Below are 24928 nucleotides of genomic sequence, written 5' to 3'. Positions count from 1 at the left end.
GGTGAACCCGTCGTACCGCGTTGTAGCAGGCGAATCAACCGATCTTCAGGACACCTTCAGACGGCCGCTCATCCAGCGCAGGAGCTCGGGCGTGAGCCGCTGGAAGGTCCGCAGATTGTGGCCGCCGTCGCGGGGAAAGAGCGTGGAGACCTGGAGCGGCGGCTTCGCCAGCTTCACGAACCGCTCCGCCTGGTCGAACTCGGGACCCTGCTCGGTCTGCGCCAGCAGCAGCGACACCGGCGGCGGCGGCCGGTGCTCCAGCCGCCAGATCAGGTCGTTCTCGTCGCGGACCTTCTTGCTGCCGCCGTACAGGTCGCCGGTCGAGCCGTCCTGGACGGAACGCAGGTAGCCGCCCAGCGACGCGCCCGCGGCGAACCGGTCGGAGTGCAGCATGGCCAGCTTGGCGGCGCAGTAGCCGCCGGTGGACTGGCCGATGACGCCCCAGCCGCGCGGCCCGCCCGCCACCCGGTAGGTGCTGGTGACGGCCTGCGGGACGTCCTGGGCGAAGAACGACTCGGCCTGCGGCCCGCCCGGCACGTCGGTGCATTCGGTGTCGCGCGGCGGCGCCACCATCGACCGTGTGATGACGTAGATCGTCGGCTGGATCCGGCCGGCCTTGATGCCGCCGCTGGCCTCCTTCAGCAGCCCCTGCCGCTTGATCATGCCGCGCGGGTCGCCGGGGTAGCCCGCCAGCACCAGCGCCACCGGGAACCGCCGGTCCCGGAACTCCGGCCTGAAGTACTGCGGCGGCAGGTAGACGAACGTCTTCGCGCGCAGGCCGGTGCGCGGGCCGTGGAGCGTCATCTCGTCCAGCCGGCCGTCGCGGTCCGGGGCGCGCAGCCCGGACGCGGCGCCGAGCGGCGACACCGTGCGCGGCAGCGGGCGGGCCGCGGCGAGGCCGGTGGTGCCGCCCTTGACCCGGCCGGGGCCGCCGCCGGTGGTGCCGAGCAGGTCGCCCCAGGAGACGTAGAAGAGGAAGTACCCGTTCATGCCGGCGGCGAGGGCCAGCACGAGGGAGATCTGGCACGCGGCGAGCAGTCCCAGGCGTACGGCGGCGTACCGGACGCCCCGGCCGCCGAACCTCGGGAGCAGCCACACCGTCGCGGCCGTCACCGCGACGGCCAGTACGATGAGCGCCCCGATCAGCCAGCCGCTCGTCAACTGCACACCCAACACCTCTGCACGTCTCGTTCATCGCGGTCGACGGTCGGCTAGTTTGCCCTAGATCATCCAACTGTAGGGCCCGAGTCCATCCCGAGGGGGCGGTCGAGTGAGGCACCAGCCGCTCGTCGCCGTGGCCTCGGGTGCGCTGGTCAGCACGCTCGTGGCGGGGGTGAGCGCGCTCGTGGCGGCGGGCGGCGGGGGCTCCGCCACGCCGGAGCGGAGCGCGGCGGCGAGCCCGCCGGCCCAGCGGCCGATGGGCGCCGCGCGGCCGGAGCCCAAGCCGGTGATCGGCTCCAACTTCCCGGACCCGGAAGTGCTCAAGGTGGGGAGCGCCTACTACGGCTACGCCACCAACGACAACGGCCGCAACGTCCCGGTCGCGACCGCCCCCTCGCCTACCGGGCCCTGGACCCGGACGGGCGGCGACGCACTTCCCGGGCTCCCGGCCTGGGCCGAGCCGGGCCGCACGTGGGCGCCCGACGTGTCCGTCCGCGCGGACGGCGCGTACCTCCTGTACTTCACCGCCGGCCGCAAGGGCACCGCAGAGCAGTGCGTCGGGGCCGCGGTCGCGCGGACGCCCGCCGGGCCGTTCACACCCGAGCCGGCGCCGCTGGCGTGCCGCGACGGCAAGGACACCATCGACCCGGCGGCGTTCACCGACACCGACGGCGCCCGCTACGTGCTCTACAAGCAGGAGGGCGACGGGCGGAAGGCCCCCGGAGGGATCTTCCTGCAGCGCACCACGCCCGACGGGCTGCGCCCGCAGGGCGCCCGTACGCGGATCCTGGAGAAGGGCGCGGATGAGCCGGACCTGGTCGAGGCGCCCGCCCTGGTGAAGCGGGACGGCCGGTACGTCCTGTTCTACGCGGCGGGCGTCTTCTGGGAGGACCGGTACCAGACGCGGTACGCCACGGCCGCGTCGATCACCGGCCCGTACGGCAGGGCCGCGCGGCCGCTGCTGAGCACCGAGGGGTACGGCGAGAAGATCATCGGGCCGGGCGGGGCGGACGTGGTGCACGACGGCACGGACACGTACCTGGCCTTCCACGGCATCACCCGGTTCATGGGCGGCCGGACCGTCCTGCGCTCGATGTACGTGGCACGGCTGGGCTGGGCGGGCACGGCGCCGGTGGTGCGGGGCAGCCCCGTCCGGCACGAGGCCGAGGACGGCAGGGTGTACGGCGGGCGGGTCCTGCGGGACGTGAAGGCCGCGTCGGGCGGGGCGGTGGTCGGCTACCTGGACAACGCCCAAGCGCTGGTGGACATCGACGTCTACGCGCCGGCCGCCGGGGCCTACCTGCTCAAGGTCAGGCACAACAACCGCACCGACGGCGGCGGGAGCCCGGCCGAGCACGTGCTCACCGTCAACGGCGCGGGCCGTACCGCCGTCCGCTACCCGCCCGGCGCGTCCGGCGAGTGGAGGGACGCCACGGTGGAGGTCGGTCTCCGCGCGGGCTGGAACGTCCTGCGCCTGGCCCATGGCGGAGGCTTCGCCGAACTCGACTACATCGAGGTCTCCTAGGGCGTGCCCTAGGAGCGCTGGTCGGCGGCGCGGCAGGACGCGCCGGCGCAGCCCCTGAGCTCCGCCAGCAGGGCCGACAGTTGGTCGCGGCGGGGCGCGGGCAGCGTCGCGGCGCTGTTGTTCAGCGAGGACGGATCCCGGTGCAGGTCGTAGTACTCGCGCTCGCCCGCGTCGTACTCCAGGTAGAGCTCGTTGGCCGTCCGCACCGCCGCGTACGAGGGCGGGTTGCCCCACCCGCGGCCCGGATAGTCCGGGTCCTTCGGGTCCTTGATGGGGCCGGCGTGCTCGATCAGGATCGAGTTCCGCCACTCCGGGTCGGCGCCGCGCAGGAACGGGACCAGCGACCGCCCGTCCACCGACGGGGCCGTCTTGACCCCGCCCAGCTCCTCGAACGTGGGCCGCAGGTCGGTGTTGGCGGCGAGCCGGCCGACGACGCGCCCCGCCGGGATGCCCGGCCCGGTGACGATCAGCGGGACCCGGACGTCCACGTCGTAGGCGGTGCCCTTGCCCTCCACCAGCCGGTGCTGGCCCATGTGGAAGCCGTTGTCGGAGCCGAACACGATGTAGGTGTTCCGGTCGAGCCCGCGGTCGGCCAGCGCCTTCTGGACCCGGCCGAGCAGCTCGTCCACGGCCTGCACCATGCGCACCCGGCCGCGGTACTTCGCGTCGATCGTCCGCACGCCCGCCGGGCCGATCTTCGGCCACTCGTGCATCCAGCGCGGCTTGTCGGAGATGTCGGCCTCGTTGAACGCCGGGCCGCGCGGCGCCTTCACGTTCCCGAACAGGTTCGCGTGCCGGGGCGCCGGGGTGAACGGCGCGTGCGGCGCGAACGTGGAGACCTTCAGCAGGAACGGGCGGGCGGTGGTGGACCGGTTGACGAAGTCGACGGCCTTGCCCGCCAGGACGTCGGTGAGGTAGTCGGACGGCCTGTTGCCGTACCGCACGGCCTTGCCGTTCTCGCTGAGCGTGTAGTCGTAGTTCTTGTAGCCGAAGCTGGTCGCGTACCACTCGGTCCACCCGGGCGGCACGTACGCGGGCGATCCGGCCTGCACCTTGGCGGGGTCGTAGCCGTTGAGGTACTTGCCCATCAGGGCGGTCCGGTAGCCGGCCGCCTCCATCGTGGTGGCGAACGTGTCGCGTTCGGCTCCGCCGGAGTTGAAGCGCTGCCAGCCGCCGTTGGGCGGCTCGTTGGTCCGCACCTGCGTGTTGTGCGGGTACTTCCCGGTCAGGATCGTGGCGCGGGACGGGCAGCACAGCGTGTCCGTGGCGATGAAGTTGTTGAACGTGACGCCCTGCTCGCGCATCTTCCTGACCCGCGGCATGTGGTCGACCAGGTCCCAGCTGAGGTCGTCGGTCAGCAGGAACACGATGTTGGGCTTGGCGCCCTTGGCGGCGGGCGCGCCGCCGGCGCCCTGGCGCGGGCTCGCGCCGAAACCGCATCCGGCGGCGGCGACGAGAACGGCCGCCGCGACCGCCGCGTACCAGCGCCGCGCCCTCACCGGCCGCCCCCGGGGCCGGCCTGCGCCTCCGCCCCGGCCCGGGCGGCGGCCTGCCGGGCCTGGCGGTCCTCCCGCCACATCGCGCCGGCCTCGGCCACGTCCCCGTCGAAGATCTTGCGGCCGCCCCGCATCATGACTCCTCGGTCGCACAGCTTGATCAGCATCTGGATGTCGTGGGCCACGATCACCATTGTCCGGCCCTCGTCGCGCAGCTCCCGGATCCGGGCCAGGCACTTCTCCCGGAACGGCGGGTCGCCCACGGCCAGCACCTCGTCGATCAGGAAGATGTCCGGCTCGGTGTGCGCGGCGATCGCGAACGCCAGCCGCATGAACATCCCGGACGAGTAGAACTTGACCTGGCTGTCCAGGAAGCGCTCCACGCCGGAGAACTCCACGATCGCGTCGAACTTGCGCCGGATCTCGGCCTCGTCCATGCCGAGGATGGCGCCGTTCAGGAAGACGTTCTCGCGCCCGGTCAGCTCGGGGTGCAGGCCCGCGCCCACGTCGATCAGCCCGGCGATCCGGCCGCGCACCCGTACCGTCCCCTGGTCGGGCACGAGCACCCCGGAGATCAGCTTGAGCAGCGTGCTCTTGCCGGAGCCGTTCAGCCCCATCAGCGCGACCGTCTCGCCCTGCCCGATCGTCAGGCTGACGTCGTCGAGCGCATTGAACCTCTCCGACAGGCTCTGGCGGCGGACGGCGCGCACGGTCATGTCCTTGATGGAGCGCGCGTGCCTGATCGTGAACTGCTTGCGCACGGAGTCCACGACGATCCTGGGAAGCTGCTCGGTCACGTCACAGCTCCTGGGCGAAGCGCTTCTGGAGCGAGCCGAACGTCCAGTGGCCGATGAGGAAGACCGCCACCGCGAACCCCAGCGACGCGACGGTGTGCGCGCCGAGCGCGGGCACGGGCGGCAGCGCGCCCGGCGCGGCCGGTTCCCAGAACGCCTTCTGGAACAGCGCGACCGCGCTGACCAGCGGGTTGGCCAGGTAGACCTGGAGGAGCCACTCGGGCGCGTGGTCGCGGACATGGGTCCAGGGGTAGATCATCGGCACCGACCAGGTGACGACGATCATGGTGATGTCCACGACCTGCTCCATGTCGTGGAAGAACACGTTCACCGCCGCGCACAGCAGCCCGAGCCCGATCCCGAACAGCACCACGATCGCCAGCCCGACGACCGCCCCGGCCAGGCCGCCGGGCGTCGGCCGCCAGCCGAACGACAGCGCCCCCACCAGCAGGATCGCCATCCCCGGCAGGAAGTGCACCAGCGACACCAGCAGCGACGCGGTCGGGAACAGCTCGCGCGGGAGGAAGACCTTCCGTACCAGCGGCGCGTTGTGCAGGACGGACTTGGTCGCCGACTGGAGCGTCTCGGTGAACAGGTTGACCAGCACCATGCCGGAGAACAGGTAGACCGGGAAGTCCTTGATCACCCGGTCCATGCCCATGAACACGCCGACGACGAAGAAGTAGACGCCGAAGTAGACCGCCGGCCGGACGTACGACCAGCCGAGCCCGAGCAGCGAGCCCTTGTAGCGCGCCTTCAGCTCCCGCCGTACCAGCAGCCGCAGCAGGTAGCGGCGTTGCAGGACCTCCCCGAAGCCGCCGCCGGCCGCCGGGTCGCGCAGCTCCGCCGCGGACCCGGCCACCGTCGCGGGCGCCGTGGACGTCACGACGACGGGCGCGAGGCCTCGAACGTCTCGCGCCATCGCTCCGGGGACGTCAGCTCGCCCATCGCCGACCGGTACTCCTCGGCGAGCCGCGGCCACTCCTTGTAGAGCCGACCGTGCAGGGCGCTGGTGCGCTGCATGAGTGAGCGGAACCGCCGGGGGTCGCGCTGGTACCAGGCCGCGCCGGTGCCGTCGGCCGCCGAGACGAGCGCGCTGTCGAACTGCGACAGCTTCCACCAGCGCAGGTCGATGTGCGGGACGATGGCCTGCGGGTTGCGGACCGCGGCCGTGTCCACCGGCCGCAGCTGCTTGATCCCGCCGACCACCGCGGCCTTGATCATGCCCTTGCGGTCCTTCGGCGGCGCCGCCTCGCGGCCCTTGCGCGGCGGCTTGGTACGCCGGATCGCCGGGAAGTCCTCCAGGTCCTCCTCGTACTTGGCGTCGGTGAACCGCTTCCGGAACTCCCGGATCTCGGCCATCTTCGTCACGATCGAGGTGTGCATGTGGTCCGGGCCGAGCAGCACGTCCTCGATCGCCATCAGCATCAGCTCGGCGGCCGAGTACTGCATGGCCAGCGCGTGCTTGACCGAGACGAACAGGCTCTCCTTGAGGAGGTTGCCGCCGCGCTCGTACGGGGAGTGCACCAGCGCCGACACCAGCCGGTTCCGCTCGTGGAAGTAGGCCTGCCAGTCGATCGTGTCGTCCTTGTCGTGCCACGGCACGTGCCAGACCGCGCTGCCGGGCAGCGACACGGTCGGGTAGCCGGCGGCGCGGGCCCGCACCCCGTACTCGGCGTCGTCCCACTTGATGAACATCGGCATCGACAGCCCGACGTCCTTGATCACGGCGGTCGGGATGAGGCACATCCACCAGCCGTTGTAGTCGACGTCGATCCGGCGGTGCAGCCACGCGGTCTCGCGCATCCGGTGGTAGCCGAAGTCGTGGCCGTGGAAGGTGTGCTGGGCCGGGCCCCAGAACCAGCGGTACGGGGCGAGCGTCTCGCCGTAGGCGTGCAGCACCGACCGGTCGTACAGGCTGAACATGTGCCCGCCGACGATGGTCGGCTTGCGGGTGAGGTCGCCGAACGTGACCGCCCGCAGGATGCCCTCGGGCTCGGTGACCACGTCGTCGTCGAGCAGCAGCACGTAGTCGCTCGACCCGGCGCGCACGGTCTCGTCCATGGCCCGCGCGAACCCGCCGGAGCCGCCCAGGTTGCCCTGGTCGATCACGCGCAGCCGGCCGCCGAGCTCCTTGGCCGCGTCGGCGAACCCGGGGTGCTCCTCGACCCGCCGGGTGCCCTGGTCGACGACGTAGATCTCGTCGATGACCTCCAGCACGTCGGTGGCCTTCGCCAGCGCCTCCAGCTGCTTGACGCAGAAGTCGGGCCGGTTGAACGTGGTGATCCCGATGCTGGTGCGGCCGCGCGGGGCGTCGGTCTCGGCGCACCACTCGGCGCGTTCCAGCACGGCCGGGCTCTCCCCGGCGACCAGCTCGAACCAGTACCAGCCGCCGTCCACGAACGGCTTGAGCGGCAGCGTGAACAGGCGCTCCTCGGTGGTGGCCGAGTGCACCTCGTGCGACTCGAGCCGCTGGGAGTGGCCCTTCGCGTTGGAGCGGTAGACCAGGATCTTGGCGTCGCCGCGGACCCGGACCCGGAGCACGACCTCCTCCAGCCGCGTCCAGCGCCGCCAGTAGCTGGCCGGGAACGCGTTGAAGTAGGTCAGGAACGACACCCGCCGCCCGGCCGGGACGGCCACCCGGCGCCGGTCGCGGCCGGTCTCGCCGTCCTCGTCCTCGCGGCCGGAGCCGTCCCAGTGCTCGGCGGGCTGGAACTCGGCCGTCGCCCCGGCCGGCTCGGCCAGCTGCTCGGCCGACAGCACCGCGATCCCGCCGGCCGGGCCCTCGCCGCGGCCGGCGGGCCGGTCCGCGCCGGGCCCGTCCTGGTCGGCCTGCCGGGTGCGGACGATGTTGCCCTCGATGTAGAGCTTGAGGATGTCCTGGTCGCGGTCGACCGGCATCACGACGCGGTGCAGCACCCGCAGCCCGTCGCCGTGCGGCGGCATGTCGGTGCTCATTCGTCCGTCCCTCCGCTGGTGAGCGGCGCGCCCTCGGTGAAGTGGGGGCGCAGCCGGTTGTCGACCATGTTCAGCGCGCTCGCGATCGCCATGTGCATGTCGAGGTACTTGTACGTGCCGAGCCGCCCGCCGAACAGGACGCCGTCCTCCCGCCGCGCCATCTCCCGGTAACGGAGCAGCCGCTCGCGGTCCTCGGCGGTGTTGACGGGATAGTACGGCTCGTCCCCGCGCCCGGCGGAACGCGAGTACTCCCGCATGATGACCGTCTTGTCCGACGGGTAGGAGCCGCGTTCCGGATGGAAGTGCCGGAACTCGTGGATCCGGGTGTACGGGACGTCCTCGTCGGCGTAGTTCATCACCGGGGTGCCCTGGAAGTCGCCGGTCGGCCTGACCTCCAGCTCGAAGTCCAGCGTCCGCCAGCCCAGCTCGCCCTCCGCGTACCCGAAGTAGCGGTCGAGCGGCCCGGTGTAGACGACGGGCACGTCGCCGGCCACGTCGTCGCGGACGTCGAAGAAGTCGGTGTTCAGCCTGACCTCGATGCCGGGGTGGTCGGCCATCCGCTCCAGCCACGGGGTGTAGCCGTCGACGGGCAGGCCCTCGTAGGTGTCGTTGAAGTACCGGTTGTCGAAGGTGTAGCGCACCGGCAGCCTCGTGATGATCTCCGCGGGGAGGTCGCGGGGGTCGGTCTGCCACTGCTTCGCGGTGTAGCCGCGGATGAACGCCTCGTACAGCGGGCGCCCGATCAGGGAGATCGCCTTCTCCTCCAGGTTCGCCGGGGAGGTCACCTCGGCGGCCTGCACGGCGACCAGCGCGCGGGCCTCGTCCGGGGTGAAGGCGCGGCCGAAGTAGGAGCAGATCGTGCCGAGGTTGATCGGCAGCGGGTAGACCCGGCCCTTGAACGTGGAGAACACCCGGTGCTGGTAGCCGGTGAACCGGGTGAAGCGGTTGGCGTACTCCCACACCCGCTCGTTGGAGGTGTGGAAGAGGTGCGCCCCATAGCGGTGGATCTCGATCCCGGTCTCCGGCTCGGGCTCGCTGTAGGCGTTCCCCCCGATGTGGTCGCGGCGGTCCAGGACCAGGACCCGCAGGCCCAGTTCGGACGCGCAGCGCTCGGCCACGGTGAGGCCGAAGAAGCCGGATCCGGCCACTACAAGATCAAAGTTCACTGGCAACCCCGAAAACCGACGGCACGGACCCGCTCCCGCCCCGGGAAACGCCGGTCCTGCCAGCCGGAGCCGCCTGGAGCCGGGGGCTGTTGCGGGAGAACGGGACTAATAGGGCAAGTGCGCAGCTAAGATACCCGCTGGTCCATCCTCGCGCGGGCCGTTCACCTTTCAGGGTGATCCTTATCCCGTTCCGAGCAAGCCCCTGTTCCCCCGACTCCGTGGGCGGTGATGTGGTGACCCCCCTCGTGTATCTGCACGTGGGCGCGCCCAAGAGCGGCACCACCTACCTGCAGAACGTGATGTGGCACAACCGTTCCGTGCTCGCCGGACAGGGCGTGCTCTACCCGGGCGACGACCCCTCCGCGCACGTGTGGGCCGCGTTCGACCTGCGGCGGACGTTCTTCGACGGGCAGCGGGAGCCGGCGACGATCGACGCCTGGCCGCGGCTGGTCGACGAGGTCCGGCGCTGGGACGGCCGCGCCGCCGTCATCTCGCAGGAACTCCTCGCCTCCGCGTTCCCCGACCATGTCGAGCGCGCGCTCGCCGATCTGGACTTCGCCGAGGTCCACCTCGTCTACACCGCCCGCGACCTGGCCCGGCAGATCCCGGCCCACTGGCAGGAGGACGTCAAGAACCGCGCCGCGCTGACGTTCGGCGAGTTCGTCACCGGCCTGCGCGACCCGGACGCGGCGCGCTCGCCGTGGGTCCGGGAGTTCTGGCGGATGCAGGACGCGGCGGCCGTGCTGGAGCGGTGGAGCCCCGGCATCCCGCCCGAGCGCGTGCACGTGGTGACGCTGCCGCCGCCCGGCGCGCCGAACAGGCTGCTGCTGGAGCGCTTCTGCGCGCTGATCGGCGCCGACCCGGACGGTCTCGACACCTCCCAGGTGTTCGGCAACCCGTCCCTCGGCGTCGCCGAGACCGAACTCGTCCGCCGGATCAACCTCGCCACCCGCGACACCGTCGACTGGCCGGTGCACGACGTCTACGTCAAGCACGACCTGGCCCAGGAACGGCTGACGGCCCGTGCGGGAGCGACCCGGATCCGGCTGCCGGAGGCGTACCGGCCGTGGGTGCTGGAACGTTCGCGGGAACTCGCCGGCGCCCTCGCGGCGGCCGGGTACGGCGTCGTCGGAGACCTGGACGACCTGGTCCCCGCCTTCCCCGGCACCGCCGCGACCGCCGACCCCGGCGAGATCCCCGAGACGGACGTCCTGGACGCCGCCCTCGACGCGGTCGTCGCGCTGCTCGGCCACTGCGCGGAGGAGCGGCGCGGGGACACCGGCGGCCCGTCCACCGACGATCTGCTGGACCAGGTGGCGCTGCTGCGCGCGGACACCGCCCGGCTGGTCGAGCTGTGCACGCCGCCGTCCCCGGTCAAGGACGTCGTCCGCGATCTCAGCGAGCGGCACCGGCTGGTCATGCGGGCCCGCGAGACCTACTGGCGGCTCGCCGAGGCGCGCCGCACGCACGAAGCAGGAAAGTGAGGATTTCCCGGCCCTATGGAAAAGCAGATCTACCTGCACGTCGGCGCTCCCCTCGTCGGGGCCGACGCGCTGCAGGCCGCGCTGTGGCACCACGGCCCCACCCTCGCCGCGCACGGAGTCTGCTACCCGCTCCAGGATCCGCACCAGCACTTCGCGATGACGATGGACCTGCGCGAGATGGCGTGGGGCGGGCACCGCGACCCCGCCTGGAACGGCGTGTGGGACCGGGTGGCGGGCCGCGCCCGCGACTGGGGCGGCGACCGCGTCGTGCTGTCCCACGAGCTGCTGGCCGGGGCGACCGAGGCCCAGGCACGGCGGGCGGTCGAGTCGCTCGGGCCGGGCGAGGTGCACATCGTCTTCACCGCCCGCGACCTGGCGCGGCAGATGGCGGCCGACTGGCAGGAGCACGTCAAGCACCAGCACACGGTGACGTTCGACCGGTTCGCGGACGATCTGGTGCTGAAGGGCATCGAGGCGCCCGCCCCGTTCGGCGAGATGTTCTGGGGCCTGCACGACCCGGTGCGGGCGCTGGCCGCGTGGGGCGCCGCGGTGCCGCCGGAACGGGTCCACGTGATCACCGCGCCGCCGGGGGAACGCGCCGGGGCCGCCCTGTGGCGGCGCTTCGGCGAGGTCACCGGCATCGCGCCGGAGTGGTGCGACCTCTCCGGGGTCCGCGAGCAGGAGCCGCTGGGGCTGGCCGAGGCCGAGCTGCTGCGCCGGGTGAACGAGCGGCTCGGCGGCGCGCTGGGCGGCGAGTACGAGCCGCTGGTCCGCCGCCACCTCGGCCACGAGGTCCTGGCCGACCGCGCCGGCCGGGCCGAGATCGTCCTGCCCGTCCGGCACCATCCGTGGATGCGGTCCCGTTCCGAGGAGCTGGTGGACGGGCTGCGCGCGGCCGGCTACGACATCGTGGGCGACCTCGCCGACCTGATGCCGGACTTCACCGGCGGCGTCCCGGCCGAGCCGGTGGACCCGGCGGACCTGACCGGCGCGGCCGTCGAGGTGATCGAGGCGCTGCTGCGCGACCTGGCCCGCGCCCGCGAGCGCGTCCAGCTCTCGGAGATCAACCACGAGCTCGGCAAGGTGCGGGAGGAGCTCGCCCGGCTGAGCTCCGTCCCGGCGGCGCGGCGCGGCGGCCGGCGCGGGAGCGGCCGTGGCTGAGCTCGCGCGAGTGGTCGCCGTCGTCGTCACGTACAACCGGCGGGACCTGCTGGCCGAGGCGCTCGCGGCGATCCGGGCGCAGACCCGCGCCCCCGACGCGGTCCTCGTCGTGGACAACGCCTCCACCGACGGCACGGCCGATCTCGTGCGGGAACGGTTCCGCGACGTCGAGCTGTACGAGTCGGCCCGCAACACCGGCGGCGCGGGCGGGTTCGCGGCGGGCACCCGGCTGGCCCTGGAGCGCGGCGCCGACCTCGTCTGGCTGATGGACGACGACACCGTTCCCGAGCCCGGGGCGCTGGCCGCGCTGCTCGACGCCCGCGACAGGATCCCCGGCCCGCCCGCCCTCGTCGCCAGCCGGGTCGTGTGGACCGACGGCCGCGACCACCCGATGAACACGCCGCGCGCCAAACCCCGGGCGAGCCGGGAGGAGCGGGCGGCCGCCGAGGCCGCCGGCTGCGTCCCGATCCGGTCCGCGTCGTTCGTCTCGGTGCTGGTCGAGGCCGCCGCCGTCCGGGAGCGGGGCCTGCCGATCGCCGACTACTTCCTGTGGAACGACGACTTCGAGTTCACCACCCGCCTGCTGCGCGACCGGCCCGGGGTGCTGTGCCCGGCGAGCGTCGCCGTCCACAAGACGAGGACGTTCGGATCGACCGACGTGGACCCGGGCGAGCGGTTCTTCTACGAGGTCCGCAACAAGGTCTGGCTGTTCACCCGCAGCCCCGGCCTGGCGCCCGCCGAACGGGTGCTCTACGGTGGCTCGACCGCGCGCCGGTGGACGATCACCTTCGCCCGTTCCCAGGACCGGGCCGTCCTGCGCCGCGGCCTGTTCCGCGGCCTGGCCGCCGGCCTGCGCGCCGGCCCCCGCCCCAACGACGAGACCCTCGCAGACCTGGACGTGGAGTGGAAGTAGAGGCCGAACCGGCGCACGGCCGGCTGCGCGTCCTGGACCTGCTGCGCTTCGTCGCGGCCCTGGCGGTGGTCCTCCACCACTTCAGCGGCGTCTACTGGCAGCCGTGGGGCGGCGACTCGCGGATCATCTTCCCGTCGCTGTCGCCACTGACCCGGTTCGGCTACCTCGGCGTCGACCTGTTCTTCGTCATCAGCGGCTTCGTCATCCTCATGAGCGCGTGGGGACGGCGGCCCGGCGACTTCGCGATCTCGCGGGTGTCGCGGCTGTTCCCGGCGTACTGGTTCGGCGTCGCGCTGGCCCTCGTCATGTTCACCGTCACCGGCCTGAGCGACGGCAAGACCGACGTCCTCCAGCGCTTCCTCCCCAACCTGACGATGCTCCAGGAAGGGCTGCGTGCCGGCTCGATGGAGAACGTCTACTGGACGCTCTGGGTCGAGCTGCACTTCTACGCGCTGGTCATGCTCCTGGTGTGGCGCGGCATCACGTACGCGCGCTGCATGGCGTTCATGGCCGGCTGGCTCATCCTGGGAGCCTTCGCTATGGAGAGCAAGCTCGGCACCCTCACGGCCGTGCTGATCCCGTCGTACGCGCCGTTCTTCATCGCCGGGATGGCCTTCTACCTGATCTACCGGTTCGGCTCCAACCTCGGGCCCTGGCTCATGATCCTGATCTGCTGGGGCCTGTCCGTCCACCACGCGCGGCAGGCCGTGCACCCCTGGCAGGCGTGGCCGGGCGTGCAGGACTGGGTGATCCCGGCCGTGATCACGGCCATCTACCTGCTCTTCGTCGTGGTCGCCACGCACCGGCTGGACCGCGTCGACTGGAAGGGCTTCACGATCGCGGGCGCCCTCACGTACCCCCTGTACCTGGTCCATCAGACGGTCGCCCGGCCGCTGATCGACCGCCTCTACCCGGCCCTCGACGGCCGCCTCGTCCTGGCGATCGCGATCGCGGCTGCGCTGGCGGCCGCGTACCTGGTGCACCGCTTCATCGAGAAGCCGGCCCAGCGCCGGATGCGGACCATGCTGCGCGACGCCGCCGACCGCATCCGCGATGCCGACCGTCCGGCGGTGAGCCCGAGATGACCCTGAACGCCCCGTCCCGTACCGCGCGCGAGCTCCCCGCCTCCCTGCCGCCCGCCGCGCCCGCCCGGCTGCGCGTCCTCGACCTCCTGCGCTTCATCGCGGCCGCCGCGGTGATGCTGCACCACTTCACCGGCGTCCCCACTACCGTCTCCTGGGGCCGCGAGGCCAAGGAGGTCTTCCCCGAGCTGGCGCCGGTGACCCACTACGGCCAGTACGGCGTCGAACTCTTCTTCATGATCAGCGGCTTCGTGATCCTGATGAGCGTCCAGGGCCGCGGTGTCGGCGAGTTCGCGATCTCCCGCGTCTCCCGGCTCTACCCGGCGTACTGGTTCGCGGTCACCCTCGCCCTCGTCATCTACCTCGCGACCGGCTTCGAGTCCCTGGCGACCGGCGACCTCGGCGTCGTCCGCGCGTACCTGCCCAACATGACGATGCTGCAGGCCGGCGCCGGCGTCCCGCACATCGAGGTCATCTACTGGACCCTCTGGGTCGAGCTACACTTCTACGCCCTGATCGCCCTGCTGATCTGGTCGGGCGGCCTCACCTACGCCCGCTGCGTGATCTTCATGAGCGGCTGGCTGCTCCTCAGCGTGTTCGCCCTGGAAGGCGACGTCCGCTTCCTCGACATGGCACTGATCGCCGCCTGGTCCCCGTACTTCATCGCCGGGATGGCCTTCTACCTGATCTACCGGTACGGCTCCAACCCCGTCCCCTGGCTGATCGTCCTCTTCAGCTACGCCCTGGGCGTCCACTTCACCCTGAAGCGCGTCAAACCGCCCTTGAACTGGCCAGAGGTCGACGAGAAGGCCATCCCGCTGATCATCGCCGCGTTCTTCGTCCTCATGGCCCTGGTCGCGACCGGCCGCCTGCGCCGCCCCGGCAGCCGCTTCCTGACCGTCCTCGGCGCCCTGACGTACCCGCTCTACCTGATCCACGAGACGGTCTCCCGCCCCCTGATCAGCTCCCTCTTCCCGTACTACTCCCGCTGGCTGGTCCTGGCCGTGGCGATCGCGACGACACTCTCCGCCGCGTACCTGATCCACAAGCTTGTGGAGACCCCGTCCCAGAAGCTCCTGAAACGCCGTCTCACAACGTCCCTCGAACGGATCAGATCCAGCGACGACCGGTGACCAACCACGGACAGGCGTTCCGACGCTCTTGCGCTGCTTGTCGGATTCGGGTGTGAGCAGGAGGCTGGTGCTTGCGCATGTGCCCTTCTCCTGAGGCAGGTGCTGCGTGCGGGTCGGGCGGGTCTTGGGCTGATACTGCGACAGGGCACAGTCGAATAATTGAAGGAAATGTTCCTGTGGGTGATGAAACCGGGGGAGCTGGACTCAGCTCGATTCAGCGAAAGATTCATAGCGACGTGGCAGATCAAGGGTGGAGTTGGATCTGGGTCTTTGATCCTGCCGCAGAGCGCCCTCCTTATGCGTACAGCATCGGGTTTGGTCCCAGCTTCGATCACCCAGAGGTGGTTGTCGCCGGACTTCCGGAGGAAACCTCGAAAGGTGTTTTGAGTTCGGTTCAGGCCATGCTTGCTGAAGGGATCACATATGGAGACGGTGACACCTCAGGCGATGTTCTAGAGGGATTCAATGTGCAGTTCCGGGCGATTCCCAAAGACCTCATGACCTCTAGTCTGGTGCAGGCTTCCGTATTTTATAGAGAGAGGGAATTTGCTGCACTCCAGCTAGTTTGGCCCGACAGGGGTGGAAATTTTCCCGGTGGAGAATATGCGCCCGCGTGGCTAAGTGATCGGCAAATGCTATCGCTGTAGCAAGGGTAGGGTCTTGTCCTGGACTCAGAACGTTCGACAGCAACGCAAAAGCCTCACCAGAAAACACGTGGCGGGGCGTCGGGTGGTCGACCGGGGAGTGGACGTGCTTGCCGCTCACCATCACCGGTACGTCCCAGCGCCTGGGAAGTCGCGGCGAGCGAAATATGTAAATCATAGTCGGAAGGGTTACTAGTGCCCTGCTGACCGCTCATCCAGTGCCGTTCTAGAAGTGGTGAGGCGCGTGACTGTATTCGAGCAAAAGAAGTATTTGTGTGGACATTGTCGGGCTGGATGGGTTGCGCGGTATCGTGTCGTCAAGACCGGTTTGCTTGTTTGGGTATGCGAAGAATGTGATTCTTTGTGGCTAAATGATAGTCGACTTGGAGAAGGTGTTCCGCTGGGGAGTCCAAGTCTAGTTCTCGAGGAAATTTCGGACCCGCCGGATAGCAATCTATGTGCGTATGTTGATCGCTATAAAGGCCCTGGTACGCCGACGGATTGGGAGCAAATTGTTCCACTTTACGCCCCGCCTTAATGGGAGGATCTCCGGAGGAACGGACTGGGTTAGACATAGGTCAGATCATCGCGAAGATCGGCGGTAAGGACGGTGATGAGGGAGGGCGTTGAGCGCGTCCTGTCCCTCTGGTCTGTCACCGTGCATGGGATCGATCGGGGACTCGGCCGGCGTCCGAGTACAAGAGTCACCTGTGAGGGGTGTATGGCGAGGGTTAGTCACGAGGCTCGGAAGGTCCTCGGTGCGGCGTTCCTGGAGACTGTGGGGCCGTCCGACATGTGTGCACCACTCGGTGAAGTGGTCGACGCGGGGTGGACTCTGGAGGGCGGAGCCCTGCTCTTGGTTGACTTTCGTGAATCTTATTTTGGTGAGCGCTCGAACTTCCCGACCATCGGCGATTATGAATGCGCCGTGAACGGGCGTGGAATCCCGGACCTCGATATAGACCTGGTGAGGAATGAACGGATCCGGCTGCTGATGCGAAGGGGTACTGCCTTCGCCTGGAATGCGCTCCACATGCTCAACGTACAATTCCCCGGTAGTTCGGTGACTGCGCGCATCTCATCGTCGCCGGTCATCATGGATCCGACGCAGTCCACCGGGTATGTCACCTTTTCTCGTCCGAGTTCGCTGGTGAGTTGCGTGCGGTCGGTGATGAGGAAATGCCTGGAATCCAGATCCTCTTGTTGAGTGATGAGTGCAAGGATCTGTCGTTATAGCATCTTGTCCCACGGGCTCAGGTGCGAGGGAGAACAGGCTGCTGGAAACGCCGTATCAGCGATGTGAGATCCGCTGTGGAAGAAAGATTCCCAGCTTGGGTGACGGATCTCTGATGATGTTCCCGCGTTGAACGTCGCGAAGCGGACCTCGCGGCTATCGAGGATACGTAGGCCGGAAAGTACTCGAGCCTGGCCGACTATAGTGGACTGGGGCCTTGTTGATGAGCGGCGATGTCCGGTTGGTGGAGGAACTGGTTGCCAGGTTCCCGATTCTCGAAGGGGCGTACAAAGCTCACGTCTTCAACCAGAACGGAGTGCTGCCACATGTCTTCTTTTGGGACTTGGTGCAAGATGTAGTCCGGTCTTTTGTTTCGCCGCAAACAGAAGATTCTGTGGACTGGCGATCTGTACTCGCATTCCTGGAGGAGCAGGCGGAGAAGGAGGATCCGGAAATAGATCAGGTGATCTGGACTTCATTTCTCTGGTACCTGCCCTTCCCGGGAGAGGCGGGACACGGGATAGTCGAGTACCTGGGGCCTGTAATGTCCCGCAAGTTCAAGAGAATGCGCCCTCATGGGTAAAGGGCCGCAGGTCATTCAATCGGCCTTGAGGGCGCGGCAATCCGCCTGATTTCAGGGGCGGGTGGTGAGCCAGACCAGGCGGTGGTCCGAGGTCGGGAACGGATAGGACCCGGTGAGGCGGTAGAGGGGGTCGGTCTTCGTTGGCCAGAAGACGCCGCCGGCGGTGGGCCTGAGGTTCTTCGACGGAAGGACGTAGTCGACGCGGAGGTTGCCTGGGGTGGTGTCGGCGAAGTCGGCGGTGTCGTGCTTCGGGTTGCCCTTGTGGGTGGTGTTCGCGCCGCCCTGGAGGGCGCTTGCTTCTGGGGCGCCTTCGCTTGAGGGGGCGTGCTTCGCGTTGATGCGGGGGTTGCGGAGGAGCTGGTGGATGGCGCCGGCGTAGCTGTCGCCGTCGTGCGGGTCGGCGTTCTGGTCGCCGGCGATGACGAAGCGCGCGTTGGGGGTCAGGCCGCCTCGGCGGTGGTTGTCGTCGTAGATGTAGCGGCTCTTGGACGGCTGCACGTAGTCCGCCCAGAGGCGGATCTCATCGTGGTTGCGGCGCCCGTTTCGGTCCTCGGTGCCGTCGAAGGATGGCGGTGTGGGATGGCTGACCAGGAAGTGGACGCGCTTGCCGTTCACCTTCACCGGTACGTCCCAGTGGCTCTTGGAGGAGAGGCGCAGGGACTTGAGTTCGGCGGCCGAGTAGTAGTTCTCGGGGAGGACTGCGCCCGGCATGTCGGCCCAGCGGAAGTTCTGGAACGTGCGGATGTTCCGGAAGTCGATGGGGTGGCGGGAGTAGACGACCATGCCGTACTGGCCGGGGAAGAGGCCGTAGCCGTACGAGTCCTGGCCGTACGCGTCGGTGCCCGGGGTGGTCGCTACCGTGCCGTCGTTGTTCAGGTCGTGGCCTGACGGGATGCCCGTGTTGCTGGGCGCGGTGTAGCGGTAGCGGTAGTTGATGGGGGACGCGCCGTTGCGGCCGACGGAGAGGTAGTTGTCCTGGAAGAGGCGCGCGGCCTTCCCGGCGGCGTCGTAGTCGAACTCGTTGATGAGCAGGACGTCCGGGCGGGAGCGCTGGATGATCTCGGCGACGGCCGCGGCCTGGGTGTTCGAGGGCGTGGAGAGGTCCTTGACCAGGGCGCCCTCGGTGGAGCGGTTGAGGGACGCGTTGAACGTCGCGAAGCGGACCTCGCGTCCTCCGCCGGCGTGGGCGGGGACGGCGGTGGCCGTGAGCGTGGTGAGTGCCGCCGTGGTGATGGCGCAGGTGCGCTTCATGATCCCTCCAACAGAGCGTCCGGGAGATCGTCGCACGGGCGGGTCCGCCGGTCGACGACGTTGGCCGGGAGCTCGCTGAACGTTGGGTGAACGGTCCGGGATGTGGCCGGATGCGGACAGGGGGCCGTATCTCGGTGTCCGATCTTTGACCTTGGTGGGCAGGATGACCGAAATGGTGGGTGGAGTCGGGCATTGTCGGGGCTGTTCGGTTGAACGGGGCGCGCGGAGGGCGGATCCTCTTTAGTCTGTGCTGAGGAGGAGTCCACCCAGAACCACAGGCGTCCCACACCATCCCGTTACACCCAGAGGTCTCTCGACGTGACGGACATGGCGAGCGGTTCCGCGATGGCGCGGTTTGTGCAGGCCGACCGCGTCTATGTCGGCTGGCGCTACGCACAAGTGCATCCCGATCCCGGGCCGCCCCCGGGACGGCCCGAACCCCCGGAGCCGGCGCCGGCCGCGCCGGCGGCGGAGCGGCGGCCGGGCGAGTACCTGGCCGTGCGGCCGCTGCGGATCGCGGCGTACGGGGCGGGGGTCGGGATCGTCCTGTTCCTGCTGTGCTGGGTGCTGGGCGTGCTGCCGTGGGCGTTCGCGGCGGCGGCGATGTGCGCGTGCGTGGCGATCGTGGGGATCACCGGCTACTTGTTGTGGCAGGACGAGCGGGCCGTGCGGGCGCGGATCGTCCGGGAACGGCTCCAGGGCGAGCGGGAGCGGGCCGCGTGGCAGCGGCGGCGGGACGCGGCCGAGTCGGAGTACGTCGGCGCCTACGAGGAGTGGGAGCGGCGGCAGCGGGAGTACGCCGGGCAGCGCGAGTGGTATCCCGTGGCGGTGCCGCCTGATGTCGATCGGGTCGATGTCGTGGGCGGGACGCTGGCCGGGTGGGCCGCGGCGGTGACCACGATGGGGGCGGCGCGGCTGGCGGTGGGCGCGCGGGTCTCCGTGATCGATCTGTCCGAGGGGGCGGTCGCGCACGATCTGCTGCGGGTGGCGGCGGCGCGGGGGGACGATCCGCTCGTGTGGGTGCTGCCGGCCGACCTGCCGCGCCTGGACGCGACCCGGGGGCTGGGGCCCGAGGCGCTCGCCGATGTGCTGTCGCTGGTCGTGAGCGCGGGCGAGGAGGAGAGCAGCACCCGGGACCTGTCGTTCGACAACTCCATTCTCGAGCGGATCATCGAGGTGCTCGGGGGCGGCGCCACGATCCCGCGGATCACTGCGGCGCTGCGGGTGCTGGCCCAGGTCGGCGACCCGCGGGACGACCTGCGCAAGGGCCTGCTGAGCGAGGAGGAGCTGGAACGGGTCGCGACGCTGTTCGGGCGCGACGCGACCGACCGGATCGTGGTGCGGCGGGCGTGGGCGCTGGAGGCGCAGCTGCGCAAGCTGGAGAAGCTCGCGGCGGAGCCGGTGCGGCTGCCGCCGTCGCGGCTCCATGTCGTTTCCATGGACCGGCGGGCCGGGGTCCTGACGAATCGGGTGCTCGGGACGTACGTGACGACGGCGCTGACCCATCGGATCCGGGAGGCGCCGCCGGGTGGACGGTGGGATCACACGCTGTTCCTGTGCGGGGCCGAGAAGCTCCGCGGCGATGTCTTGGACCGTTTGATCGACGCGTGCGAGGCCACCGGGACGGGACTTGTGTTGATGTACCGGTCGATTCCGCAGCACGTACGGGAGCGCCTCGGGCGGCGCGGCCACGCGGCGGTCGGGTTCATGCGGCTGGGGAACCCCGAGGACGCCCGGGTGGCGGCCGAGCACATCGGGACCGACCAGCCGCTGCTGGTCGCCGAGATCACGGACTCGGCCGGGGAGAGCCTGGCCGATGTGCCCGCCGGGAGCTACGCCAGCACGGTCGCGTACGCGCGGGCGCGCGGGGACGAGCTGACCGATCCGGTGTGGTCGCCGCTGCCGGCGCCGGTGGACGATGACAGCGCGCTGGTCGAGGGCATCAGCTCGGCGACGGCGTGGGGGCGCGGGCTGGCCGCGACCGAGGACCGGCGGCGGGGCGACACCGGCGAGCTGAAGCAGGGGTTCCGCGAGCTGCTGGTGGAGCCGCCGCAGCTCCAGGAGCTGCCGCCGACCGCGATGGTCTTCACGCATTCGGGTGCGAAGGGCCGCCGGATCCTCATGGTGGACGCCAATCCCGGCATCATCACGCTGCCGACCGCGCATTCCATCCCGTTCGAGGAGTACCTGCGCCAGCAGGAGCAGAACGGTCACGCCAACGGGACGGCGGCGGAGGAGCCCGAGGAGGCGGCGGACGACGTGCCGCTTCCCGCGCCGACCGGGGAGGCGCGGCCGCAGCAGGGGTTCCCGTGGACGTCCCGGGCGCGGCACGCCATGCCCAAGGGGACGCGCGGCCCGAGCGTCCGGATGAGGCCGAACGGGCGGCACGCGGCCGATCCTCCGGCGCAGCCGTAGCGCGCCGCGCCGTACGGGGGGAAGGATGCTCGGGTGACCCCGCACACCCCGCACGGCTCCCCGCACGGTCTGTCGCCCATGCCCGTACTGCCCGGCCCGTGGTACCGGATCCAGGCGATCCCCGCCCCCGAACGCGCCGCCTCGGCGGAGTGGGACTTCGTGAGCGTCCTCCCGGCCGCGCTGTCGGCGGCGCGGCGGCGGCGGCCGTTCGTGGTCGGCTGGCTGTCGGCCGGCGGTGGCGCGCCGCTGGAGCTGATCACCAATGCCGGGCCGGTCAATCCGGGGCCGGGCGGGCGGCAGGGCCTGCTGTTCCCGAGCGGGGCGCGGGGCGTGCCGGTCGGCGAGCAGTGGATGCGGCAGGCCGAGCGGATGGTGTGGACGCGCTGCCCGGGACGCCTCGCGCCGCAGGTCGGCAGGTCGGAGGCGGGGGCCAGCCTGTTCGAGTCGACGCTGGTGACGCTGATGGAGCGGCCGTTCGGCTGGTTCGTGGTCGCGGAGCCGTGCGACGAGCGGCGGCTGGACGTGGAGATGCGCGAGCTCCAGCACGAGCTGCGGATGCTGCGGCGCGGCGAGGACGAGCGGGCCGGGCTGGCGGTGGCGCGCGCCGACCAGCGGCTGGCGGAGCTGGACGCGTTCCGCGAGGCCGGGCTGTGGGAGGTGCGGGTCGTCGCGGGCGCGGCCGACCAGGGCGAGCTGGGGCAGATCGCGCCCGTGCTGGTCGGCTCGATGGAGCTGGGGCACCACCCGTACCGGCTGAGGTCGGGGCACGGGAGCGGGACGTTCGGCGAGGTCCTGCGACCGGACGCGCTGCCGGCGGGGCAGCGCGGGGTGGTGGAGACGGCGGAGCGGCATCCGTTCGTCGCGACGGCGGGCGCGCTGGCGGCGCTGGCCGGGCTGCCGCGCCGGGAGGTGCCGGGGCTGCGGGTGCTGGACGCCGGATACTTCGATGTCACCTCCGAGACCGAGGACGTCACCCCCGGGGCGCCGGTCGAGCTGGGCGCGATCCTGGACGGGCAGGACCGCGAGGTCGGCCGGTTCACCGTCCCCCGCTCGACGATCAACCGGCACGTGTTCGTGACCGGGTCCACGGGCGCCGGGAAGTCGCAGACCGTGCGGCACCTGCTGGAGCAGCTGACCAGGGCGGGCATCCCGTGGCTGGCGATCGAGCCGGCCAAGTCGGAGTACGCGGCGATGGCCGGCCGCATCCGGGACCTCGGCGGGCCGGTCACCGTGGTGAACCCGTCCGACCCGGCGTCGGTGCCGCTGTCGGTGAACCCGCTGGCGCCCGAGCCCGGCTATCCCGTCCAGGCGCACATCGACATGGTCCGGGCGCTGTTCCAGGCCGCGTTCGACGCCGAGGAGCCGTTCCCGCAGATCATGGCGCAGGCGCTCCAGCGGGTGTACGAGGCGACCGGCTGGGACGTGGTGACCGGCGGCGGCGTCCCCGGCTCGCTGATCGAGCCGGCCGTGCCGACGCTGGAGCAGCTCCAGGGCGCCGCGCTCCAGGTGATCAAGGACGTGGGGTACGGCCGCGAGCTGATGGCCGACGTGCAGGGCTTCGTGGACGTGCGGCTGCGGTCGCTGCGGATCGGGTCGGCCGGGCGGTTCTTCGAGGGCGGGCACCCGGCCGACATCGGCGGGATGCTGCGCGACAACATCGTCCTCGCCATCGAGGACGTCGCCAACGACGAGGACAAGGCGTTCCTGATGGGCACGCTCATCATCCGCGTCGTCGAGCACCTGCGGATGCGCGAGCGGCGCGGCGGTACCGGCGCCCCCGGCCTGCGGCACGTGATCGTCATCGAGGAGGCGCACCGGCTGCTGCGCAACCGCGGGCCCGAGCGGACCAGCTCGCACGCGGTGGAGCTGTTCGCCGGGATGCTCGCCGAGATCCGTGCGTACGGCGAGGGGATCATCGTCGCGGAGCAGATCCCGACGAAGCTGGTCCCGGACGTCATCAAGAACACCGCGCTGAAGGTCGTGCACCGGCTGCCGGCGTTCGACGACCGGCACCAGGTCGGCGCGGCCATGAACCTCGACGAGGACCAGTCGCGCGAGGTGGTGTCGCTGCGTCCGGGCGTCGCGGCGGTGTTCGCCGACGGGATGGACCGGCCGCTGCGCGTGCGGATCCCGCTGGGGGAGGGCCGCGAGGGCGTGCTGCCGGGCCCGCCGCCGCCGGTCGACGGGCGCCGGTCGGCCGCGTGCGGCTGCGAGTGCCGTTCCGGGCGGGCCTGCACCCTGTACGAGCTGCGCGAGGCCGACCTGCTCGCCGGGCATCCCGACTGGGCCTGGCTGCGCGTGTGGGGCGACACGCTCGTGCTGGCGCACGTCGTCAACCGGCCGCTGCCCGCCGTGCCGCCGGAGCTGGGCCGCGCCTGGTCCCGCCTCACGCCCCGGCTCCGCGAGTGCACGCTGGCGACCGTGCTCGAACGGGCCGTGACCCGGCGCGCGTGGGCGCTGCGCACCGCGTACCCGCCGGCCGACCTGACGGCCGCCGCCGCGGCGGTCGCCCAGCGCCTCCTCGGCGGCGATCCCGCGCCGGTGGGCACCCGCCCCGGGCCCGACTGGGTGATCCCGCAGGTGCGGTGGCTGCACGAGATGGACCGCCTCTTCCCGTACGGCGGCGGCGCCCCCGACAAGCACGCCCCCGCGCCGGCCCTGGAGTACCAGCTGCCCGGCCTCAAGCAGCCCCCCGAGCCGAAGCTCGGCCACCGGCTGCGCGCGCTGCGCCGCCATCCGCTGTCGATGGAGCTGGAACGCAACCGGCCCCTCGCGACCACCGCGATCGGCGGCGCCGACGACCTCGCGGGCTTCTACCGGGACCTCGCGGACGTCACGGTCGGCGTCGCGGAGGAGGACGAGATCGCCGACGCCGCCGAGACGATGCGCGTCGTCGCCTGGCTCGAACCCGTGCTGAGCTGGCCGGAACGCCTCGTCGCCCCGTTCGGCGATCCGTCCGGAGCGCTGCCCTTCCTCCGCGGCTGACCGGCCTGGCGGCTCAGATCGTGTCGGCGCTGCGCACGTCCAGGCCGGCCTTCTCGGCGTTGGGGCGCCAGTAGCCGATGAAGTCGCGCTTGGCGGCACTGGCCTCCCCGTTGACGCTCGCGACGGTGTTGTCGGAGGGGCAGCCGGGGCTCATGTCGAGGTAGGTCTTGTTGGACGAGGACGACGCGGTCAGCGCCCGGACGAGCGCGTCGCGCAGCTCGGTGCCGCTCTCCAGCGCGCTGACGTCCAGCGCGCGGGCCTTGCGCAGCTGCTCCTGCCGCTGGTCGTAGATCCGCTGGAGGTCGGCGGTCCGGCAGCCGGCGGTCACGGCCGTGCCCAGCTCGGAGCGGGTGCTGGCCATCTCGGTCAGCAGCGCGTCCACCTGGCCCGCCTGCTTGTTGAGGTCGCCGCCCGAGGCCGTCGTGGGCTCCTCGTCCGGTCCGGGCGAGGGGTCCGAGGGGTCCGAGGAGCCGCCGGCCTCGGCGGACGAGCCGCCGGCGGCCGGTCCGGCGGCCGGGTCGGACCCGGACGGCCAGAAGATGATGGCCGCCGCGACCAGCATGAGCACCACCAGGCCGCCGCCGATCAGGACGTACGGGAGCGCCTGCTTCTTGGGCGTCGGGCCCGGTGACCAGACCTCCTCCGCCCACTGCTCGTGCTCCCACGGCTCGTCCGAGAGGGAGATGGTGCGCTCGCCGTCACCGCCGGGAGGGGACGGCGGCGCGTCCCAGCCGGGCGGCGTAGCGGGCGGAGTCGTCCAGGGCGGCGGTACGGGCCCGGCGTCGGGGACCGGTACCGAACCTGGGCCGGATCCCGCGAACGGATCCGGGGTCGTGGACGCCTCGTCGCCCAAGCCCCCCAGCGGGGCGTTGCAGCGCGTGCAATTGGGCAGCGACGGGGTCGTGTCACTACCGCAGCTCGGGCACCGCATGCCTGAACCTCC

Annotated in this window: 18 protein-coding genes; 10 read left to right on the top strand and 8 right to left on the bottom strand. The window is 70.9% G+C overall.

What is annotated here, in order from left to right; all coding sequences use genetic code 11:
* Positions 1 to 45: 45 nt before the first annotated feature.
* Positions 46 to 1167, bottom strand: a complete 1122-nt coding sequence (locus tag AB0881_RS16615; protein ID WP_366617768.1) for an alpha/beta hydrolase-fold protein — start codon at positions 1165 to 1167, stop codon at positions 46 to 48.
* A gap of 103 nt (positions 1168 to 1270) precedes the next feature.
* On the opposite strand from AB0881_RS16615, the gene AB0881_RS16610 reads away from it, so the two are divergent.
* The gene (locus AB0881_RS16610) at positions 1271 to 2686 is read left to right on the top strand and encodes a family 43 glycosylhydrolase (RefSeq protein WP_366617767.1); all 1416 of its coding nucleotides are present in this window, start codon (positions 1271 to 1273) and stop codon (positions 2684 to 2686) included.
* Positions 2687 to 2694: 8 nt separating this feature from the next.
* Here AB0881_RS16610 and AB0881_RS16605 read toward each other — a convergent pair whose 3' ends face one another.
* Genes AB0881_RS16605 through glf form a run of 5 tightly spaced genes read right to left on the bottom strand, consistent with a single transcriptional unit; the run spans position 2695 to position 9082 of the window.
* Positions 2695 to 4185 carry a sulfatase gene (locus AB0881_RS16605; protein ID WP_366617766.1) on the bottom strand — a complete coding sequence of 497 codons (1491 nt, stop codon included), beginning with the start codon at positions 4183 to 4185 and terminating at the stop codon, positions 2695 to 2697.
* Complete coding sequence (locus AB0881_RS16600; RefSeq protein WP_366617765.1) at positions 4182 to 4979, bottom strand: ABC transporter ATP-binding protein; 798 nt, start codon at positions 4977 to 4979, stop codon at positions 4182 to 4184. The genes AB0881_RS16605 and AB0881_RS16600 overlap by 4 nt, the downstream gene beginning before the upstream one ends.
* A gap of 1 nt (position 4980) precedes the next feature.
* Entirely contained in the window at positions 4981 to 5898 is a 918-nt protein-coding gene (locus AB0881_RS16595) for an ABC transporter permease (RefSeq protein ID WP_366617764.1), read from the bottom strand.
* On the bottom strand, positions 5859 to 7934 hold the full coding sequence (locus AB0881_RS16590; RefSeq protein ID WP_366617763.1) for a glycosyltransferase: 2076 nt from the start codon (positions 7932 to 7934) through the stop codon (positions 5859 to 5861). The genes AB0881_RS16595 and AB0881_RS16590 overlap by 40 nt, the downstream gene beginning before the upstream one ends.
* Positions 7931 to 9082 (bottom strand): UDP-galactopyranose mutase, encoded by a 1152-nt coding sequence (gene glf, locus AB0881_RS16585; protein WP_366617762.1) that lies wholly within the window; start codon positions 9080 to 9082, stop codon positions 7931 to 7933. Before glf ends, AB0881_RS16590 begins: the two co-directional genes overlap by 4 nt.
* Positions 9083 to 9333: 251 nt before the next feature.
* Between glf and AB0881_RS16580 the strand changes: the two genes are divergently transcribed.
* The 7 genes from AB0881_RS16580 to AB0881_RS16550 all read left to right on the top strand — a co-directional run bounded on the left by AB0881_RS16580 (position 9334) and on the right by AB0881_RS16550 (position 17334).
* Positions 9334 to 10584, top strand: coding sequence for a hypothetical protein (locus tag AB0881_RS16580; RefSeq protein WP_366617761.1), 1251 nt, complete (start codon positions 9334 to 9336; stop codon positions 10582 to 10584).
* A 15-nt stretch (positions 10585 to 10599) separates the two neighbouring features.
* The gene (locus tag AB0881_RS16575; RefSeq protein ID WP_366617760.1) at positions 10600 to 11745 is read left to right on the top strand and encodes a hypothetical protein; all 1146 of its coding nucleotides are present in this window, start codon (positions 10600 to 10602) and stop codon (positions 11743 to 11745) included.
* Complete coding sequence (locus AB0881_RS16570) at positions 11738 to 12658, top strand: glycosyltransferase (RefSeq protein ID WP_366617759.1); 921 nt, start codon at positions 11738 to 11740, stop codon at positions 12656 to 12658. Before AB0881_RS16575 ends, AB0881_RS16570 begins: the two co-directional genes overlap by 8 nt.
* Positions 12649 to 13743, top strand: coding sequence for an acyltransferase (locus AB0881_RS16565; RefSeq protein ID WP_366617758.1), 1095 nt, complete (start codon positions 12649 to 12651; stop codon positions 13741 to 13743). The genes AB0881_RS16570 and AB0881_RS16565 overlap by 10 nt, the downstream gene beginning before the upstream one ends.
* Positions 13740 to 14873 carry an acyltransferase gene (locus AB0881_RS16560; protein WP_366617757.1) on the top strand — a complete coding sequence of 378 codons (1134 nt, stop codon included), beginning with the start codon at positions 13740 to 13742 and terminating at the stop codon, positions 14871 to 14873. The genes AB0881_RS16565 and AB0881_RS16560 overlap by 4 nt, the downstream gene beginning before the upstream one ends.
* 176 nt (positions 14874 to 15049) lie before the next feature.
* Positions 15050 to 15520, top strand: coding sequence for a DUF4262 domain-containing protein (locus AB0881_RS16555; RefSeq protein WP_366617756.1), 471 nt, complete (start codon positions 15050 to 15052; stop codon positions 15518 to 15520).
* A 1454-nt stretch (positions 15521 to 16974) separates the two neighbouring features.
* The gene (locus AB0881_RS16550) at positions 16975 to 17334 is read left to right on the top strand and encodes a hypothetical protein (RefSeq protein ID WP_366617755.1); all 360 of its coding nucleotides are present in this window, start codon (positions 16975 to 16977) and stop codon (positions 17332 to 17334) included.
* A gap of 51 nt (positions 17335 to 17385) precedes the next feature.
* Here the strand turns inward: AB0881_RS16550 and AB0881_RS16545 are convergent, their stop codons facing one another.
* Entirely contained in the window at positions 17386 to 18585 is a 1200-nt protein-coding gene (locus AB0881_RS16545; RefSeq protein WP_366617754.1) for an endonuclease/exonuclease/phosphatase family protein, read from the bottom strand.
* A 327-nt stretch (positions 18586 to 18912) separates the two neighbouring features.
* Between AB0881_RS16545 and AB0881_RS16540 the strand changes: the two genes are divergently transcribed.
* Both AB0881_RS16540 and AB0881_RS16535 read left to right on the top strand, forming a co-directional pair.
* Positions 18913 to 21000: a hypothetical protein gene (locus AB0881_RS16540; RefSeq protein ID WP_366617786.1), complete on the top strand. Its 2088-nt coding sequence runs from the start codon at positions 18913 to 18915 to the stop codon at positions 20998 to 21000.
* Positions 21001 to 21033: 33 nt separating this feature from the next.
* Positions 21034 to 23985 carry an ATP-binding protein gene (locus AB0881_RS16535; RefSeq protein ID WP_366617753.1) on the top strand — a complete coding sequence of 984 codons (2952 nt, stop codon included), beginning with the start codon at positions 21034 to 21036 and terminating at the stop codon, positions 23983 to 23985.
* 13 nt (positions 23986 to 23998) lie between these two features.
* Here AB0881_RS16535 and AB0881_RS16530 read toward each other — a convergent pair whose 3' ends face one another.
* Entirely contained in the window at positions 23999 to 24838 is an 840-nt protein-coding gene (locus AB0881_RS16530; RefSeq protein ID WP_366617752.1) for a hypothetical protein, read from the bottom strand.
* Positions 24839 to 24928: the final 90 nt, after the last annotated feature.

It is taken from the genome of Spirillospora sp. NPDC029432 (assembly GCF_040703975.1).
Lineage (GTDB): Bacteria > Actinomycetota > Actinomycetes > Streptosporangiales > Streptosporangiaceae > Spirillospora.
Note: the sequence above shows the minus strand (reverse complement) of the source record. Positions and strands in the feature narration are given on the sequence as shown.